An 18,551-nucleotide genomic window follows, 5' to 3' on the forward strand; every position below is an offset into this window, starting at 1 on the left:
TTAGACCTTTGCGGCGGCCTGTACCGCAGCAAGTGCGGCCATATTCACGAGGCGGCGTACCGAAGCCGTCGGCGTGAGGATGTGCGCCGGCGCCGAAATGCCCAGCAGGATCGGACCGATGGTCACGCCGTCGCCGGCGGTGATCTTCAGCAGGTTGAACGAAATGTTCGCTGCGTCGAGATTCGGCATGATCAGCAGGTTGGCGTCGCCCTTGAGCGTCGAGTGCGGGAACACCTGCTGGCGGATCTCGGCCGACAGCGCTGCGTCACCGTGCATTTCGCCGTCGACGTCCAGATCGGGTGCCTGCTTGCGCAGCAGCTCGAGCGTGTCTCGCATCTTCTGCGCCGACGGGTCGCTCAGCGTACCGAAGCTCGAGTGCGACAGTAGTGCGACTTGCGGCTGGATGCCGAAGTTGCGCACGGTGTCGGCGGCGAGCTGGGTGATTTCGGCCAGTTGCGCCGGGCTCGGGTCCTGATTCACATAGGTATCGGTGATGAAGATGTTGCCGGTGGGCAGCAGCAGCGCGTTCATGGCCGCCGTGGTCGACGCCCCGTCCTGCAGGCCGAGCACGTTTTCCAGGTACCAGTGATGACGGTGGTACTGGCCGTGGGTGCCGCAGATCATCGCGTCGGCTTCGCCGCGCTTGACCATCAGTGCACCGATCAGCGTCGTCTTGCTGCGTACTTCGGCCTGCGCCAGTTCTTCCGACACGCCCTTGCGCATCATCAGCGAGTGGTACAGCGTCCAGTATTCGCGATAGCGCGGGTCGTTTTCCTGGTTGCACAGTTCGAAATCGACACCCGGGCGGATGCGCAGGCCGAGCTTTTCGATCCGGCTTTCGATCACGCTCGGACGGCCGATCACGATCGGATAGCACAGGCCGAGGTCGATGACTTCCTGTACTGCGTGCAGGACACGCTGGTCTTCGCCTTCGCAGAAGACCACGCGCTTCTTGGCCTTGCGTGCGGCGGCGAACACCGGCCGCATGAACAGGTTGGACTTGTAGACGAACTGCGTCAGCTCTTCGGTATAGACGCCGAAATCCTCGATCGGCCGCGTGGCGACGCCGGCTTCCATCGCTGCACGGGCAACGGCCGGGGCGATCTTGATGATCAGGCGCGGATCGAACGGCTTCGGAATCAGGTATTCGGCGCCGAAGGTCAGGTTTTCATTGGCGTAGGTGTCGGCAACGACGTCGGACTGTTCGGCCAGCGCCAGCTCGGCGATGGCATTGACCGCCGCGTGCTTCATGCTTTCGGTGATCGCCGTCGCGCCGACGTCGAGCGCGCCGCGGAACATGAACGGGAAGCACAGCACGTTGTTGACCTGGTTCGGATAGTCCGAACGGCCGGTGCAGACGATGGCGTCCGGGCGGACGGCCTTGACCTTGGGCGGCGAGATTTCCGGGTCCGGGTTCGACAGCGCCAGAATCAGCGGCTGGTCGGCCATGGTCTTGACCATGTCCTGGCTCATCACGTCGGGGCCGGAGAGGCCGAGGAAGATGTCGGCGCCGCCGATGGCATCCTGCAGCGTGCGCGCTTCGGTTTCGCGGGCGTAGCGCTGCTTGGTTTCGTCGAGATTGGTCCGGCCGGTATGGATCACGCCCTTGGAATCGCAGACGAGCACGTTTTCGCGCTTCACGCCGAGCGAGACCAGCAGGTCGAGGCAGGCGATCGCAGCAGCGCCGGCGCCCGAGGCGACCAGCTTCACTTCGTCGATCTTCTTGCCGATCAGTTTCAGGCCGTTCTTGACCGCTGCACCGACAATGATTGCCGTGCCGTGCTGGTCGTCGTGGAACACCGGGATGTTCATCCGTTCGCGCAGCTTCTGCTCGACATAGAAGCATTCCGGCGCCTTGATGTCTTCGAGGTTGATGCCGCCGAAGGTCGGCTCGAGCGAGGCAATGATCTCGACCAGCTTTTCCGGGTCCTTTTCGTCGATCTCGATGTCGAAGACGTCGATGCCGGCGAACTTCTTGAACAGCACGCCTTTGCCTTCCATCACCGGCTTGCCGGCCAGCGGGCCGATGTCGCCCAGACCCAGCACGGCGGTGCCGTTGGTGATTACCGCGACCAGGTTGCCGCGCGCGGTCATGTTGCGCGCTTCGGCTTCGTCCTCAACGATGGCCATGCAGGCGTAGGCGACGCCCGGCGAGTAGGCGAGCGCCAGTTCGCGCTGGCTCGACAACCCCTTGGTCGGTGCGACCTGGATCTTGCCGGGGCGCGGATAACGGTGATAGTCGAGGGCCTTTCGTTTGAGTTCTTCGTCCATGTGGTTCTCCGTGATGCCGGATACGCAGCCGTTCCGGTCTGATGAGCAATGAGCAGATGTTGTGATGCTGGGCGCGACTACATGCAATGACAAGCCAGGGTTTTGCCGGATGCGGTATACGCGTATTCCTCAGTCGCGTCGTTTTCCACCCGCCGCAAACGGCACGGGCCGGACTTTGCAGTCCGGCCCGTCGGGGATCTAGAAACGGATTTTCACGGCATCGTTGCCCAGCCAGGCCTGCAGCTCGGCAATCAGCGCATCGTGCAGTGTGACGCGCCAGTCGAGTCCAAGCCGCAAGGCGCAGCGTGCGCCCTGCGTCCGGTAGTCGATTTCGATCGGGCAGGCGCCACCGCCATGGGCGGCCAGCAGCGAGGACAAGCGCGCCGCATCGGCGTTGCCGTTGATCTGCAGATTGAGTGAGCGCGCAAAATGACTGCGCGCTTCCGGCACATCCATGACCGCGTCGGCGATCACGCGCAGACCGCCGCTGAAGCGGTCCTCGCTGACCTTGCCGGCAACGACCAGCAGCGTGTCGTCCTTGAGCTTGGTGCGGTGGGCCTCGAATACCTCCGAATACAGCGCCACTTCGATCTTGGCATTGCCGTCGTCGAGTTGCAGGAACGCCATCCGGCCGCGGTCGCCATTCTTGACCCGCAAGCCGCCGACGATGCCGGCGAGGTACTGCAGGTCGCGTTTGGATTCGAGCCGGTCGAGCCGGGTCCTGATCAGGCCCTTCAGGTCCTTGGCGTGCGCGTCGAACGGATGGCCGGACAGGTAGTGGCCCAGCGCGGTCTTCTCTTCGGCCAGCTTGACCTTGTCATCCCAGCGCGGTACCTCGATCGGCTCGACCGTCGGTACGGCCGACGGTTCGAAGATGTCGAACAGCGAATTCTGGTTAGCGTTGGCCGCTTCGGTTTCGGCGAGCTTCATCGCCTGTTCGACGTTGGCCATCAGCCGTGCGCGATGGTCGTCGATCGCATCGAACGCGCCGCCGCGGATCAACGCTTCGAGCACGCGCTTGTTGACTTCCTTCTTGTCGGTACGGCGGCAGAAGTCGTACAGGTCCTTGAACGGGCCGTTGGCGTTGCGCTCGGAAACGATCTGCTCGACCGCGCCCTGGCCGACGCCCTTGATGGCGCCGAGCGCATAGCGGATCTGCTTCTTGCCGACCGGAACGAAGCGGTAGACGCTCTCGTTGATGTCCGGCGGCAGGATTTCAAGCCGGTTCTTCTCGATGCAGTCGTCGTAGAACACCTTGAGCTGGTCGGTGTTGTCGAGTTCCGAGCTCATCGTCGCGGCCATGAACGCCGCGGTATGGTGCGCCTTCAACCAGGCGGTGTGATACGACACCACCGCATACGCCGCCGTGTGCGACTTGTTGAAGCCGTACTCGGCGAACTTGGCCATCAGGTCGAACAGCATTTCGGCCAGCGCCGGGTCGTAGCCCTTGGTTTTGGCGCCGTCGGCGATCATCTCGCGGTGCTTGGCCATTTCCTCGGGCTTCTTCTTGCCCATGGCGCGACGCAGCATGTCGGCGCCACCCAGCGTGTAGCCGCCGATGATCTGCGAGATCTGCATCACCTGTTCCTGATACACGATCACGCCATAAGTCGGCTCGAGGCACTTCTCCAGATCGGGGTGGAAGTAATCGGGGACTTCCAGTCCTTTTTTCCGGTTGATGAAGGTGTCGACCATGCCCGAACCGAGCGGGCCCGGTCGGTACAGCGCCAGCACGGCGATAATGTCTTCGAATCGGTCGGGCTGCAGTTTTTCCAGCAGCCGTTTCATGCCGTCCGACTCGACCTGGAAGACGGCGGTGGTGTTGGCGTCGCGGAACACCTGATACGCGGCCTGATCCTCGAACCCGAGGCTCATCAGGTCGAGGTATTCGCCGGTCTGCTCCTTGATGTACTGCAGCGCCAGCTCGATGATCGTCAGGTTGCGCAGACCCAGAAAGTCGAACTTCACCAGACCGATCTGCTCGACGTCGTCCTTGTCGAGCATCGATACCGGCGAGGCGTCGGCGCCGCTGGCCTGATAGACCGGGCAGAAGTCGGTGATCTGGCCCGGCGCGATCAGTACGCCACCGGCGTGCATGCCGATGTTGCGCGTCATGCCTTCAAGCTTGAGCGCCAGCTCCCACAGCTCCTTGACCTCGTCCTCGTTGCGCACGCGCTCGGCGAGTTCGGGCACCATTTCGACCGCGTCGTCGAGGCTGAAATGCTTGCCCGGTGCGGCCGGGATCATTTTCGACAGGCCGTCGCAGAACATGTAGGGCAGATCGAGCACGCGACCGACGTCGCGGACCACCGCCTTGGCGGCCATGGTGCCGAAGGTGGCGATCTGGCTGACCGCCTCGGCGCCATACTTCTCGCGCACGTACTCGATCACGCGCCAGCGGTTGTCCTGGCAGAAGTCGATGTCGAAGTCGGGCATCGAGACCCGTTCGGGATTCAGGAAACGCTCGAACAGCAGTGCGTAGGCGGTCGGATCGATGTCGGTAATGCCGAGCGAGTAGGCAACGAGCGAACCGGCGCCCGAGCCCCGGCCCGGTCCGACCGGGCAGCCGTTCTTTTTCGCCCAGACGATGAAGTCGGCCACGATCAGGAAGTAGCCCGGAAAGCCCATCTGGATGATGGTGTCGGTCTCGAACTTGAGCCGTTCGAGGTAGCGCGGCCGTTCGGCGTCGCGCGCGGCCGTATCCGGGTAAAGCTGGGCGAGTCGGGCTTCGAGGCCTTCCTTGGCAAGGTGGACCAGATAGTCGTCCAGACTCATGCCGTCCGGCGTCGGGAAGTCCGGCAGGTAGTTCTTGCCCAGCGTGACCGTCAGATTGCAGCGCTGCGCGATCGCGACCGAGTTCGCCAGTGCTTCGGGCAGGTCGGCAAACAGCTCGGCCATTTCGGCCGGACTCTTGAAATACTGGTCGTCGGTGAAGAGCTTCGGACGTCGCTTGTCGGCGACCATATAGCCTTCGGCGATGCAGACGCGTGCTTCGTGTGCCTTGAAGTCGTCCGCCGCCATGAACTGGATCGGGTGCGTGGCAACAACGGGCAGGCCAAGGTCGGAAGCAAGGTCGAGCTGGCCCTGAACGCAGGGTTCGCACTCGGGCTGACCACTGCGCTGCAGTTCGAGGTAGAAATTGCCGGCGAACTGCGCGCTCCACCACTGCGCGGCAGCCTGGGCCGCGTCGTAGTTGCCCGACAGCAGCGTCTGGCCGATTTCGCCTGAATGGCCTCCCGACAGGCACAGCAGGTGGCTGTTGTCGCCATCGGCAATCCAGTCCTTGCGCAGTTCTGCGCGGTCGCGGTACTGGTTGTCGCGGTAGGCCCGGGTCAGCAGCTCGCACAAACGGCCGTAACCGTCGCGGTCGCGCGCCAGCAGCAGGGTACGAAAAGGCTTGTCGCGGTCCGCCTCGTTTTCGATCCACGCGTCGAGACCGATGATCGGCTTGATCCCTGCGCTGCGGCAGGCCTTGTAGTGCTTGACCAGTCCGAACAGGTTCATCAGGTCGGAAATGCCAAGCGCGGGCATGCCGAGTTTTTTGGCGTGTTTGACGGCATCGTCGATGCGGACGATACCGTCGGTCACGGAGAATTCGGAATGCAGGCGGAGATGGATGAAGGCGGGCTGATTCATCGCGCCATTCTAGCATCCCGGCGGGCTGGCTTTGCCGTTCGACAGTGGCCGGAGACAGGGGAAAAGTGGGGTGGCGGGAACTACGGCAGCGGTAGTCATGTTGCTATTGTGCGATGCACAAAATACCGCTTGACGTCGATCCGGACGTTGACGACAATGACATCACAATGTTGCAGTGCACAAAGGAGATACACCATCATGTTCAACGTCAACAAGTTTGCTGAAATCAATCAGGCCAACCTCGAGAAGTCGCTGCGCCTGAGCCAGATCGCCCTCGGCGGTGTCGAGCGTCTCGTCAACCTGCAGCTCGGCATTGCCCGTGACCTGCTGGCCGAAAATGTCGAAACCGCCAAGTCGCTGGCCGAAGTCAAGGACGTGCAGGGTCTGGTCAACCTGCAGCGCCAGCTGGCACAGCCGGCCGTCGAAAAGACGCTGGGCGTGGCCCGTACCGTGTTCGACGCTGCCAGCGCAACGCATCACGAGCTGAACGCCCTGATCGAAGAGCAGGTGCTGTCGTTCAACAAGAATCTGGTTGGCACGCTCGACAGCGCGATCCAGAACGCCCCGGCAGGTACCGGTGCGGCCGTAAGCGCACTGCGCAGCGCGGTTGAAACGGCCAGCAACGCCTACGATGCCGTTGCCAAGACCACGCAGAAGCTGGCGAACGAGTTCGTCGAAGCGACCACCAACGGCGTCGAACAGACCGTGAAGGCCGCGTCGCGCAAGGCCGCAGTCTGAACAGGTGATCAAGTCCGGAAACGGACGTGACGAAACAAACAGCCGCCTTCGGGCGGCTGTTTGCATTTGGGTTCAACTCACCGCAGCGGGAAGCGCCGGAATGCTGAGCAGCAACTGCGCCAGCTGCGTTGCCGGCGCAATGGGGGCGGGAGGTTGCTTGCCGGGAAAATAGTGCTGCAGTGACGCCGGAATGGGGTGAACGGGCTCGAAAGGCTGTTCCGCCGTCATGCCGAGATAGCGCAATGCATCCTGTTGGGCCTGGGCCAGCGTGGTCTGGGTGATTTGCTGCCAGATGGCCGGATCGTAAGCCCACTGCGCACGTGGGGTTCCGCCCAGCCAGCCGAGGATGGCCAGCGTCTGTACTTGCCATTGTTGCAATAGTGAAGCAACGAAGGCGGCCGAACCTCCGCTGCCAAGGTGCAGCCAGGCTTGTCGGGCCGGCGGCGCGAGCGCATCCAGCAGCGGAGCGGTCTCGGCAAGGGACCTGGCGCTACCACCGGCGCCGATCATCCAGCCGAAACGCTGTGCTTGTGTGGTGTCGCCATGCACCACGACGTCGACAATCGTCAGTTCCGGGCGTAGCAATCGTTGCAGATCGTCGAGTGTGCCGTTGACGAGTACGACCCGGCCCCTTGCGGGTAGCGGTGGTGCGCCGTCCGGAGGAAGTGGCAGCCAGTGATAAGGGGCAGGATCACGCTCGCTGGCGCGCGCAGCCAGCGCATCGATCAGCGTGGGCGGCGCCAGTACCGGAATGGATGGCGCCGCTTTGGGCATCGCTCAGCCCTGGCAGCTGTTGACCAGCTGTTTGAGGCCGTCGACGTCGCGAAGTTCGATCAGGCGGTTCTGGACCTTGATCAGTCCCTGATCCTGGAACTTGGACAGCGTACGGCTGACCGTTTCGAGTTTGAGGCCGAGATAGCTGCCGATTTCCTCGCGCGTCATCCGCAGATGGAAGCTCATCGACGAATAGCCGCGAATCTGGAAGCGTTGCGAGAGGTTCAGCAGGAAGGCCGCGATCCGCTCTTCGGCCTTCATATTGCCAAGCAACAGCATCACGCCGTGATCGCGAACGATCTCCCTGCTCATGACCCGGTAGAAATGGTGCTGCAGGGCGGGAATCTTGCGAGACAGCGATTCCATTTCCTCGAACGGCAGCTCGCAGACCTCGCTGTCTTCGAGTGCAACGGCGTCGCAGGTGTAATGGTCGGCGCTGATCGCGTCCATGCCCATCAGCTCGCCGCTCATGTGGAAACCGGTGACCTGCTCGCGACCGTCCTCGGAGACGACGCTGGTCTTGAAGAAACCGACCCTTACCGCATACAGCGCCCGGAACGGCTCGCCGGCGCGGTACAGCGCTTCACCACGCTTGATGGGTTTGCCCTGACCGATCAGTTCGTCAACCTGCTTCATTTCCTCCGCGTTCAACTCGTTGGGCAGACAGAGCTCGCGCAAGCTGCAGTTGGAACAAGCCTGACGCAGCTGCTTGAAGGTGATGTCACGCGGTTGAAGGGCGGTTTGCATGGCGGCGCTCTACAGGTAAGTGGGCAATGAGGCGGATGACCGATTACCGCTAGGCGGATAATCGGGCTTTGATCGCCATCAAGATTGCATGTGTTGATTATCGGCAAGCTCGTACTTGAGCACAACCAAGCAAAATACCACCTGGCGATCACCATGAATAATCAACAAATCGAATTCGACCGTGCGCTGATCCAGCGTCACGACGGCAAGGGGCCTCGCTATACCTCGTACCCGACGGCGGACCGTTTCGGGGCGATGGCCGCCAGCGATTATCTAGGACGACTGACTCAGCGGCAACCCGGCACGCTGACCCACCCGCTCTCGCTGTATTTCCATATCCCGTTCTGCGACACGATTTGTTATTACTGCGCCTGCAACAAGATCATCACCAAGGACCGAAGTCGGGCCGAGCGCTATCTCGACTATCTCGAGCGCGAAATGGATCTGCAATGCGCCGATCTGCAGTACAAGCCACGCGTCAAACAGTTGCATTTCGGCGGCGGCACGCCGACTTTCCTGTCGGATGCGCAGTTCGAACGACTGATGGGCGCAATCCGTCAGCGGTTCGACCTCGACCCCGCGGGCGAGTTCTCGATCGAGATCGATCCGCGCAAGGTGTCCGTCGAGATGGTCTGCCTACTGGCCGATCTTGGCCTGAACCGGATGAGTGTTGGCGTGCAGGACTTCACCCCGGAAGTCCAGAAAGCGGTGAACCGGGTGCAAAGCGAGGCCGAGACCCGCATCGTCATCGACGCGGCCCGTTCGGCCGGCTTTCGTTCGATCAATCTTGACCTGATTTACGGTTTGCCACTGCAGACGCCGGCACGAGTGCGCGACACGCTGGCCACGGTGATCGACATCCGGCCCGAGCGGATCGCGTTGTACAACTACGCCCACCTGCCTGATCGTTTTCCGCCGCAACGGCGGATCAACGACGACGAATTGCCGTCGGCGGAGGTCAAACTCGACATCCTGCAGGCGAGCATCGAGCAACTGCTCGCGGCAGGTTACTGCTACATCGGCATGGACCATTTTGCCCTGCCCGACGACGAGCTGTCGGTTGCGCAACGACACGGCCGACTGCACCGGAACTTCCAGGGGTATTCGACCCATGCCGATTGCGACCTGATGGCTTTCGGCGCATCGGCGATCGGCAAGATGGGCGCGGCCTACGTACAGAACCATCGCAGTGTCGACGACTATTATTCCGCGCTTGATGCCGGAACACTCCCGGTGACGCGCGGCATGACCCTCAGTGCCGACGATCTGTTGCGCCGGGCGGTGATCCAGTCGCTGATGTGCCAGTTCGAGCTGGTGTTCCAGCCGTTCGAGATCGCGTATCTGGTTGATTTTCGGGGGTACTTTGCGGAAGAATTGCGCCGGCTCGCCGAACTTGAAGCCGACGGGCTGGTCGAGATCGGCTACGACAGGATCACCGTGACGGCCAAGGGGCGGTTGCTGGTGCGTTCCGTCGCGATGGTATTTGATCGCTATCTCGGCACTGCAGCGACGTCGGCCCGCTATTCCAAACTGATCTGATTCCCGGGGGCGCATGCCCGAATACAACCTGCTGGCGCTCTTTCTGGCCGGCCTGCTTGGCGGTGGCCACTGTCTGGGCATGTGCAGTGGCGTCGTTACCGCCTTCAGCCTGCAGTTGCCTGCAGGCGCGCGCTGGCCTTATCACCTCGGTTTCAACGCCGGCCGGATTGCCGGCTATGCGTTGATCGGCGCTTTGCTTGGCACCGTGGGCTCGTTCAGCGTACTGCTGCAACTCCAGTTGCTGAAAACGGTGCTGTTCGTCCTCGCCCAGCTGCTGATGATCGCCTTGGGTGTCTATCTCGCAGGTTGGGCCAACTGGCTGACCCGGATCGAGCGGCTGGGTGTCCCGGTGTGGCAACGGGTCCAGCCACTGCTTCGCCGAGCGTTGCCGATCAGGCGCTGGCCGCAAACACTATGGGTTGGCCTGTTGTGGGGCTGGCTACCTTGCGGCCTGGTCTACACCGCCAGCATCACTGCACTGGCTACCGCGTCACCGTTGAAAGGAATGCTTGCAATGCTGTCCTTCGGACTCGGGACGTTGCCGAATCTGCTACTCATCGGTTCAATGACACAACGGCTGCAACGCGTGTTCCGTCATCGCTGGGCCAGAAACCTGATCGGTGCCTCGTTCGTCGTCTGGGCGCTGTGGCAATTGATGTCGTTCTGGCGATGATCGTGGTATCGGTGCATCAACCAGGAACAATTTGATAATGTACTGATTTTAAAGGAATTTATTGTTGTTTTTCCTGTCTTCGCAGCAGCAGGCAGGAGCGCTCTCTACGGCGAAGTGGAGGGCGGCGTCTATAACGGAAACAGGCCCGACCCGCCAAGCATTGTTCTCCCCAGGGCCATTCCGAAACTCACCCGCGGAGGTGTGTCATGGACGTGTTCGACAACTTTTCATCCCGTTACGAGCGCACCCGCGAGGAAGAGCTCAGCCTGAGGGATTACCTGGAGCTGTGCAAACAGGACAAGTCCGCTTACGCAACAGCGTCCGAACGGATGCTGATGGCAATCGGCGAACCGGAAATGATCGACACCCGACTGGATTCGCGGCTGTCGCGCATCTTCCAGAACAAGGTGATCCGGCTTTATCCCGCGTTCCGCGAGTTTTACGGCATGGAGGAGGTGATCGAGCAGGTCGTTGCCTACTTCCGGCATGCCGCGCAAGGGCTTGAGGAAAAGAAACAGATTCTCTATCTGCTGGGCCCGGTCGGTGGCGGCAAGAGCTCGATTGCCGAAAAGCTCAAGGAGCTGATGGAGAAGGTCCCCTTTTACGCGATCAAGGGCAGCCCGCTGCACGAATCGCCACTGGGGCTCTTCAACAGTGACGAGGACGGGCAGATTCTTGAAGAGGAATACGGCATTCCTCGGCGTTATCTGCGCGCGATTCCCAGTCCGTGGGCGGTAAAGCGGCTGCACGAGTTCAATGGCGACATCAACCAGTTCCGCGTGGTCAAGCGCTACCCGTCGGTGCTCAAGCAGGTTGCGATTGCCAAGACCGAGCCGGGCGACGAAAACAACCAGGACATCTCTTCGCTGGTCGGCAAGGTCGACATCCGCAAGCTGGAGAAGTACGCACAGGACGATCCGGATGCCTACAGCTACTCCGGGGGGCTGTGCCTTGCAAATCAGGGTTTGCTTGAGTTTGTCGAAATGTTCAAGGCCCCGATCAAGGTGCTGCATCCGTTGCTGACTGCTACGCAGGAAGGCAATTTCAAGGGCACCGAAGGGTTTGGCGCAATTCCGTTCGAGGGCATCATTCTTGCCCACTCGAACGAATCGGAATGGAAGCAGTTCAAGAACAACCGCAACAACGAAGCGTTTCTGGACCGGATTTACATCGTCAAGGTGCCGTATTGCCTGCGGGTGACCGAGGAAACGCAGATTTACGACAAACTGCTGCGCAATTCCTCGCTGGCACATGCACCGTGCGCGCCGGGAACGCTGAAAATGATGTCGCAGTTCTCCGTGCTGTCGCGGCTGAAAGAGCCGGAGAATTCAAGCCAGTTCTCGAAAATGCTGGTCTACGACGGCGACAATCTCAAGGATATCGACCCGAAGGCGAAGTCGATTCAAGAGTACCGCGACTTTGCCGGCGTCGACGAAGGCATGAACGGGCTGTCAACGCGATTTGCGTTCAAGATCCTGTCCAAGGTGTTCAACTTCGATCATCAGGAAGTGGCGGCCAACCCGGTGCATTTGCTGTACGTACTCGAGCAGCAGATCGAGCGTGAGCAGTTCTCGCAAGAGATCGAGCAGAAGTACATTTCCTACATCAAGGAATATCTCGCACCGAAATACGTTGAGTTCATTGGCAAGGAAATCCAGACCGCTTATCTGGAAAGCTACTCCGAGTACGGGCAGAACATTTTCGATCGATACGTGACCTTTGCCGACTACTGGATCCAGGATCAGGAGTACCGCGATCCGGACACCGGCGAATCGTTCGACCGCAACTCGCTCAACAACGAGCTGGAGAAAATCGAGAAGCCGGCAGGCATCTCCAATCCCAAGGATTTCCGCAACGAAATCGTCAATTTCGTGTTGCGGGCGCGTGCCAACAACGCCGGCAAAAATCCGGCTTGGACCAGCTATGAAAAGCTGCGCACGGTGATCGAGAAGAAAATGTTCTCGAATACCGAGGAGCTGTTGCCAGTGATTTCGTTCAATGCCAAGGCGAGCGCCGAGGAGCACCGCAAGCACGAGGACTTCGTCAACCGGATGGTGACCAAGGGCTACACGCCCAAGCAGGTACGCTTGTTGTGCGAATGGTATTTGCGGGTCAGGAAGTCATCGTGAACCAGTAGGGGTAGGACGTGAGGTGTAGGGCCAAATCAGACCCGGGACCATCCGGGAAGTGCTTCGCGGCAGGCGTCGCGCAGCCAGAACCCGCCAGACACCTTCGCCTCACCCTCGCACCTCACTGGGGATTGCCATGTTTCAGCTGATCGATCGACGTTTGAACGGCAAGAACAAGTCTGCGGTCAATCGTGACCGGTTCTTGCGGCGATTCAAGTCGCAAATCAAGGGTGCCGTTGCCAAGGCGATCAAGGATCGCTCGATTACCGACATCGAGCACGGTGAGAAAGTCTCGATTCCGGTGCGCGATACCAGCGAGCCGACGCTGGGGCATGCGCATGGCGGGGTATGGGAACGCGTTTTTCCGGGAAACAAGGAGTACATCCGTGGAGACGAGATCGAACGGCCCGAGGGCGGTGGTGCCGACGGCCGAGGCGGCGCGGGTCAGGGCGGCGACGGCGAGGACGATTTCGTTTTCGAGCTGACCAAGGAGGAATTTCTCAATTTCTTCTTCGACGACCTGGAGTTGCCGAACCTCATCAAGACCCAGCTGCAGCAGACGGTCGTACTGAAGCCGGTAAGGGCGGGTTTCACCAGCGACGGAACACCGACGAACATTCATGTTCTGCGCAGCCTTCGCTCCGCACTGGGGCGGCGCATTGCCTTGTCGGCCACGCCGCTGGACGAACTCAACGCGGCGCAGGAACGGCTGGACGAAATTCTGGAAAGCGAGGACGAGCATTCTCCCGAAGTTCATGTGCTGCAGTCGCAGATCCGGATGCTGAAGAACCGCTTGATGAACATCCCGTTCATTGATCCGTTTGACCTGCGTTACACCAATCGTATCCGGGTGCCGAGTCCGACCACGCAAGCGGTCATGTTTTGCGTGATGGACGTCAGCGGCTCGATGGACGAATACAAGAAAGACATCGCCAAACGTTTCTTCATTCTGCTGTACCTGTTCCTGCTCCGGGTGTACGAGCGCATCGAAGTGGTGTTCATCCGTCACCATACCCAAGCGTTCGAGGTCAACGAAGACGAGTTCTTTCACGCGCGTGACACCGGTGGGACGGTGGTGTCATCGGCACTCAAGCTCGTGAAGAAGACGATTGAGCAGCGATATAGCTCGGTCGACTGGAACATCTATGTGGCGCAGGCGTCGGATGGCGACAACTGGGACTCCGATTCTCCCCAATGCCGGACGATTCTGAACGAAGAGTTGCTGCCGCTGGTTCAGTATTACGCCTACGTCGAAATCACCGAGGGCGAACCGCAAAACCTCTGGTTCGAGTATGAAATGGTCGCCCAGCAGCATGCGCAGTTTGCGATGCGGCGGATCAAGACGGCAGCCGAAATCTGGCCGGTTTTCCACGACCTGTTCAAGAAAACGTCGATACACGCGGGAGGCTGAATGAATACCGCGACCAAGTCTCGCCGAAAAACGCGCAAGTCGCCGATTTCGACCGGGTCCGAATGGACCTTCGAGCTGATCAATCAGTACTACGATGAAATTGCCCGAATTGCCGCCGAGTTCGGTCTGGATACCTATCCCAACCAGCTGGAGGTCATTTCCGCCGAGCAAATGATGGATGCATACGCATCCGTTGGCATGCCGGTAATGTACAACCACTGGAGTTTCGGCAAGCATTTCCTCTCGACGCACAAGAACTATCAGCGTGGCGCGATGGGGTTGGCGTATGAGATCGTCATCAATTCCAACCCCTGCATTGCCTATCTGATGGAAGAGAATACGATGACGATGCAGGCGCTCGTCATTGCCCATGCCAGTTTTGGCCACAACTCGTTCTTCAAGGGCAATTATCTGTTCCGCACCTGGACCGATGCGGCGGCAATTATCGATTATCTGGTCTTTGCCAAGAAATTCATCGCCGATTGCGAGGAGCGGTATGGTGAGGAAAAGGTCGAGGAACTGCTCGATTCCTGCCACGCGCTGATGAACTATGGTGTCGACCGTTACAAGCGCCCGCAGAAGCTGTCACTGGAAAAGGAACTTGCGCGCCAGTCGGAGCGCGAACGCTATCAGCAAAGTCAGGTCAACGATCTGTGGCGGACGATGCCGCAACGTGCCGAAGTGGAACGGATCGATGCACCGCGTCGGTTTCCGGAGGAACCGCAGGAAAATCTGCTGTACTTCATCGAAAAGTTCGCACCGCTGCTCGACCCGTGGCAGCGTGAAATCGTCCGCATCATCCGCAAGATTGCGCAGTATTTCTATCCGCAGCGCCAGACGCAGGTGATGAATGAGGGGTGGGCAACCTTCTGGCATTACACGCTGATGAATCGGCTCTACGACGATGGCTCGATTACCGAGGCTGCGATGCTCGAGTTCCTTCACAGCCATACCAATGTGGTGCTGCAGCCGGGCGTAGACAGCCCGTATTTCAACGGGATCAATCCGTATGCGCTCGGATTCGCAATTTATCGCGACATTCAGCGGGTTTGCACCGAGCCGACCGAAGAGGATGCACGCTGGTTTCCGGAGCTGGTTGGCAGCGACTGGCGTCAGTCGCTGGACTTCGCGATGCGCAACTTCAAGGACGAGAGCTTCATTGCCCAGTACCTGTCGCCAAAGCTGATCCGCGACTTCCGCCTCTTTTCCATCCTCGATGATGATTACCAGCCGCGCCTGAAGGTGTCGGCGATCCATGACGACGAGGGGTACCGCTACATCCGCCAGGCGCTGGCCGAGCAGTACAACTTGGCGAGCCGGGAGCCGGACATCCAGATTTACGACGTCAACACGCGAGGGGACCGGTCATTGACGCTGAGGCACTTTCAGTTCCAGCGACGACCGCTTGCCAACAGCGTGCACGAGGTGCTGAAGCATATCGCCCGGCTCTGGGGATTTTCGGTCAAGCTGGACAGCGTTGATGAGGAAGGCAAAACGGTGTTGAGCTACGAATGCAAAGTGGAGAAACGCCACGGCCAGTAATGGCGCCATCTCCTGTCGCTGATCAGCGACGTTTCTTGCAAGCGTTTCTGGCCACTCTGTGCGTTGCTGCCGAGGTTGTCGCTCCGAGGCGACGGAAATCGAGAGTCGGGATATGGAATCGACTGCTGGCGGCGGCTGGACGTGGTGGAGGGCCCGTTTCTGCTGGTGTTGCCAAATGTGGCATGGTAGTTGCTTGTGTATCGGCAGAATGTCATGTATCGGTTGCTACTCATGCGAAAATCGCTCGTTTCCTCGTTGTTCACCCTGATTTGCCTGTTTGGTGCTGCAAACGCACATGCGTTGTATACCGCTTGGCCGTTCAACGGACGCGTGATCAACCAGAGCAGTGCCGCAATCGAGGCATGGGATGGCGAGCATGATTTCTATCGCATTGCAGCGGGGGAGATGACCTCGAACCTGCAGGATGTCGATCACATCCGCGTTGCAGGTGGCGCGGGCTGGTGCAAGCTGGGTGCGAATGTCGTGACCGTTCTGCCGAACGGCCTGGCGAGCGGGTGCGAGTGCTGGGTGAAGGCAGCCAGCGAGCCGTGCGAAGCGCAGGACCAGCGCTCTTTCGTTGCCCGGGTGGCATCGGCGCTGCTGGGGCGCGAGCGGGTGAGAACGGTGCTGGCTTATCTGACGTCACCGCCGACGACGCTGGCACGGGCAGAGGCCTAAGTCGCTACCGTATGTCGCCGCGTGGCGACACACTGTAATCGGCGTGAGGCGCGTTAGTGAACCGGCTCAGCGCTGGATGCCCACACCCACGTCGACATGCCCCGAAACCGTGGTGCTGCTGCCGACACCGGCACAGCCCGCCAGTGCGAGCAGTGCCAGTACGGCGAGCACCTGATGAAGCCGCTTAGTGCAGTTGCCGCGGCGCGCCGTCATTCTGGTCGGCCTCTTCGGGGACTTCGGGGTGCAGCAGTTCACCGTCTGCGTTCGGATACAGCGGCGTGCCGCAGTCGTCACAGTAATCGAGCGGGAAGTCGTGTTCGTGCACGCGGATATCGCCGATGCCGATTTCCTTGAGCAGGGCTTCGATCTCGCCGACACAATCGCTGGTTTCGTCTTCGCCGTCGAGCAGCGGCCAGATGATGCCGTGCAATACCTGATCATCTCCCAGCTTGCTGAAGCCGACCCGGTATTCCTCGAGCTGGCGGCTGCTGAAGGGCGCAATGCTGGCCTGGAAGTGCTTGGGCTCGAGATTGAGCGTGAGTACAAGGTAGGCCAGCGTGGCACGCAGCGAATAGGCGCGTGATGCGCGATCGGCGTTGCGCCAGGCGGTGTGATAGGCACCAGGGAGCAGCAGCTCGAAGGTCGCACCCGCCAGTACCGGCTGGAGCGCTGCACCGCCTTGCTGTTGCCACTGTTTCAGTGCTTCGGCACGGTCGCCGTCGTCTTCCTGCCAGCGGAAAATGGCCGCACCGGCGGGAACAACGACGGCACCGAGCAGGTAGCGGGTGTCGGACAGGAACTGCTTGGTGTCGGGCAGTTGCGTTGTGTCCAGCTTCAGTGCTTCACGGCTGAACGCAGCGTCGCCGAGCGCCTGTGCCAGTTCTGCGGTCGGGACGTAGCCACGCGGCAACTGATCCGGACTGAACAGGTAGTCGGTCAGCGCGATCTTGGCGATGCGCGAGAAAACGTGGGCGCCGAGCTGGACACGCAGGTTCTGCAGCTGGCTATCGCTCAGGTGGCCGGCGCCGATCTGCCAGCGGGACCAGGCCAGTGCCGGGGCGGCAAACAGCAGCACATCCCAGCTGACGCCATCGCGTTCGATGCGCAGGCTTTCGCACGCGCCTTCGATCGCATCGGCGAGTACGTTATAGGTTTCGCCCTCTTCGGATTCGCTGGCGGCATCCAGCGCCTGGTTGAGCGCATCTTCCTCGCCGTCGCCGATCAGCCGTTCGAGGCGTTCGGCCAGCTGCTTTTCCCAGAAGACGTCTTCAAGGCGGCTGGTCGCATGGGCGAGCCCGTCGGCAAGGCGCAACAGGTCGGCCGCATCGGCCGGCGAACGCCCTCGCCGGGAGGGGCGGTAACGCTTCAACATGCCTTCAGACTCCTTCTCGTATCCAATAAGTCATTTTACCGGATTCGCCCGCCGCCATTTGCGGATTCCGTTGACGCGGCACTACGCATGCCTGCGATGCATCAGTACCGCGTGTTCGCCGTAGGCGGGCGCCGGGCCAATTGCGTGAAAGCCCTGTCGTACCCAGTACGGTGCGGCCCCCTGAACGGCGACCAGCAGTGCGTCGGTCAGTCCGCGGCGATTTCCCCATCCGAGCGCCGTATCGACGAGTGCCTGCGCGGCGCCGCTGCCGCGTGCCTGCGGATGGACTGCCAGGTCATGCAGGAAGTGGCAGTCCGGATCTGCCGGCAGGGAGGCCAGCGAGGTGCCAAGCGCCGGGGGCGTGCGCCCGCGCCACGGGTGCGTGAAAAAGTAGCCGACCGCGCTATCGCCGTGCCATGCGAGCCAGTGCGAATCATGCGACAGCGCCAGCTTGCGGGCGAAGACCTCGCGGGACTCGAGGTAGGCCGGCGGATAGCAGGCCGCCTGAATGTCGAGAACGTGATCCAGTGTTTCGGCGGTGACGGTGCGGATGGCGAGCGAGGCGGGCATGTCCGGAAGGCATTTTTGCGGTTGTCGGTCGAGGTTAGCGGCTGTGGGCATCGGCAGCAACGCGATAAACTACCGGCTTTGTCCGCGCACGATGAATCCCTGCCTGTCCTGTGGTGCGTGTTGCGCCGCGTTTCGCGTCACCTTCCACTGTTCCGAGCTGGAAAGCGAAGGGGGAACGGTGCCCGATGCGCTGGCGGATGCAGAAACCACCGAACTGTACCGCCTGCGCGGCACCGATTACGCCCGGCCGCGCTGCGTGGCGCTGGTTGGCGAGATCGGCCAGTCGGTGCATTGCGGCTTGTACCGCGAACGGCCCAACCCCTGCCGGGAGTTCGCACCGATGGCGGAGCTCGGCGTCTTTTCAGAGGCGTGCAACCGGGCCCGGGCCCGTCACGGACTGCCACCGTTGCCGGTTGCCTGATTGCGATGTCGTCCGGCGTCGACGGCGGGCTTGCCAAGCGTCAAGGCAAC

At 61.0% G+C, this 18,551-nt stretch carries 14 protein-coding genes; 8 read left to right on the forward strand and 6 right to left on the reverse strand.

Annotated features, from left to right (window positions below; translation table 11 throughout):
- Both IE097_RS05115 and dnaE read right to left on the reverse strand, forming a co-directional pair.
- Positions 1-2,271, reverse strand: coding sequence for an NADP-dependent malic enzyme (locus IE097_RS05115; RefSeq protein WP_189459063.1), 2,271 nt, complete (start codon positions 2,269-2,271; stop codon positions 1-3).
- 198 nt (positions 2,272-2,469) lie between these two features.
- Entirely contained in the window at positions 2,470-5,907 is a 3,438-nt protein-coding gene (gene dnaE / locus IE097_RS05120; RefSeq protein WP_189459064.1) for a DNA polymerase III subunit alpha, read from the reverse strand.
- A gap of 198 nt (positions 5,908-6,105) precedes the next feature.
- Here dnaE and IE097_RS05125 point away from each other — a divergent pair, with 198 nt between their 5' ends.
- The gene (locus IE097_RS05125; protein ID WP_189459065.1) at positions 6,106-6,645 is read left to right on the forward strand and encodes a phasin family protein; all 540 of its coding nucleotides are present in this window, start codon (positions 6,106-6,108) and stop codon (positions 6,643-6,645) included.
- A 72-nt stretch (positions 6,646-6,717) separates the two neighbouring features.
- Here the strand turns inward: IE097_RS05125 and IE097_RS05130 are convergent, their stop codons facing one another.
- Positions 6,718-7,419: a hypothetical protein gene (locus IE097_RS05130; RefSeq protein ID WP_189459066.1), complete on the reverse strand. Its 702-nt coding sequence runs from the start codon at positions 7,417-7,419 to the stop codon at positions 6,718-6,720.
- 3 nt (positions 7,420-7,422) lie between these two features.
- Positions 7,423-8,166 carry a fumarate/nitrate reduction transcriptional regulator Fnr gene (fnr, locus tag IE097_RS05135; protein WP_189459067.1) on the reverse strand — a complete coding sequence of 248 codons (744 nt, stop codon included), beginning with the start codon at positions 8,164-8,166 and terminating at the stop codon, positions 7,423-7,425.
- 153 nt (positions 8,167-8,319) lie between these two features.
- Here fnr and hemN point away from each other — a divergent pair, with 153 nt between their 5' ends.
- From hemN to IE097_RS05165, 6 genes are all read left to right on the forward strand, one after another.
- Positions 8,320-9,705 carry an oxygen-independent coproporphyrinogen III oxidase gene (gene hemN / locus IE097_RS05140; RefSeq protein WP_189459068.1) on the forward strand — a complete coding sequence of 462 codons (1,386 nt, stop codon included), beginning with the start codon at positions 8,320-8,322 and terminating at the stop codon, positions 9,703-9,705.
- Positions 9,706-9,718: 13 nt separating this feature from the next.
- Positions 9,719-10,378 carry a sulfite exporter TauE/SafE family protein gene (locus tag IE097_RS05145; RefSeq protein ID WP_189459069.1) on the forward strand — a complete coding sequence of 220 codons (660 nt, stop codon included), beginning with the start codon at positions 9,719-9,721 and terminating at the stop codon, positions 10,376-10,378.
- A 206-nt stretch (positions 10,379-10,584) separates the two neighbouring features.
- Positions 10,585-12,507, forward strand: a complete 1,923-nt coding sequence (locus tag IE097_RS05150; RefSeq protein ID WP_189459070.1) for a PrkA family serine protein kinase — start codon at positions 10,585-10,587, stop codon at positions 12,505-12,507.
- A gap of 136 nt (positions 12,508-12,643) precedes the next feature.
- Complete coding sequence (locus IE097_RS05155; RefSeq protein ID WP_189459071.1) at positions 12,644-13,918, forward strand: YeaH/YhbH family protein; 1,275 nt, start codon at positions 12,644-12,646, stop codon at positions 13,916-13,918.
- A complete protein-coding gene (locus tag IE097_RS05160) occupies positions 13,919-15,460 on the forward strand; it encodes a SpoVR family protein (protein WP_189459072.1) in 1,542 nt (513 codons plus the stop codon). It abuts the gene before it with no gap.
- Between the two features lie 231 nt (positions 15,461-15,691).
- Positions 15,692-16,138: a hypothetical protein gene (locus IE097_RS05165; RefSeq protein WP_189459073.1), complete on the forward strand. Its 447-nt coding sequence runs from the start codon at positions 15,692-15,694 to the stop codon at positions 16,136-16,138.
- A gap of 184 nt (positions 16,139-16,322) precedes the next feature.
- Here IE097_RS05165 and IE097_RS05170 read toward each other — a convergent pair whose 3' ends face one another.
- Together IE097_RS05170 and IE097_RS05175 are read right to left on the reverse strand one after the other, a co-directional pair.
- Positions 16,323-17,510, reverse strand: coding sequence for a DUF2863 family protein (locus IE097_RS05170; RefSeq protein WP_189459074.1), 1,188 nt, complete (start codon positions 17,508-17,510; stop codon positions 16,323-16,325).
- Positions 17,511-17,591: 81 nt separating this feature from the next.
- On the reverse strand, positions 17,592-18,080 hold the full coding sequence (locus IE097_RS05175) for a GNAT family N-acetyltransferase (protein WP_189459075.1): 489 nt from the start codon (positions 18,078-18,080) through the stop codon (positions 17,592-17,594).
- 43 nt (positions 18,081-18,123) lie between these two features.
- On the opposite strand from IE097_RS05175, the gene IE097_RS05180 reads away from it, so the two are divergent.
- On the forward strand, positions 18,124-18,501 hold the full coding sequence (locus tag IE097_RS05180) for a YkgJ family cysteine cluster protein (RefSeq protein ID WP_308429685.1): 378 nt from the start codon (positions 18,124-18,126) through the stop codon (positions 18,499-18,501).
- The last annotated feature ends 50 nt before the right edge of the window (positions 18,502-18,551 follow it).

Source organism: Jeongeupia chitinilytica (assembly GCF_014652315.1).
Taxonomy (GTDB): Bacteria; Pseudomonadota; Gammaproteobacteria; order Burkholderiales; family Chitinibacteraceae; genus Jeongeupia; species Jeongeupia chitinilytica.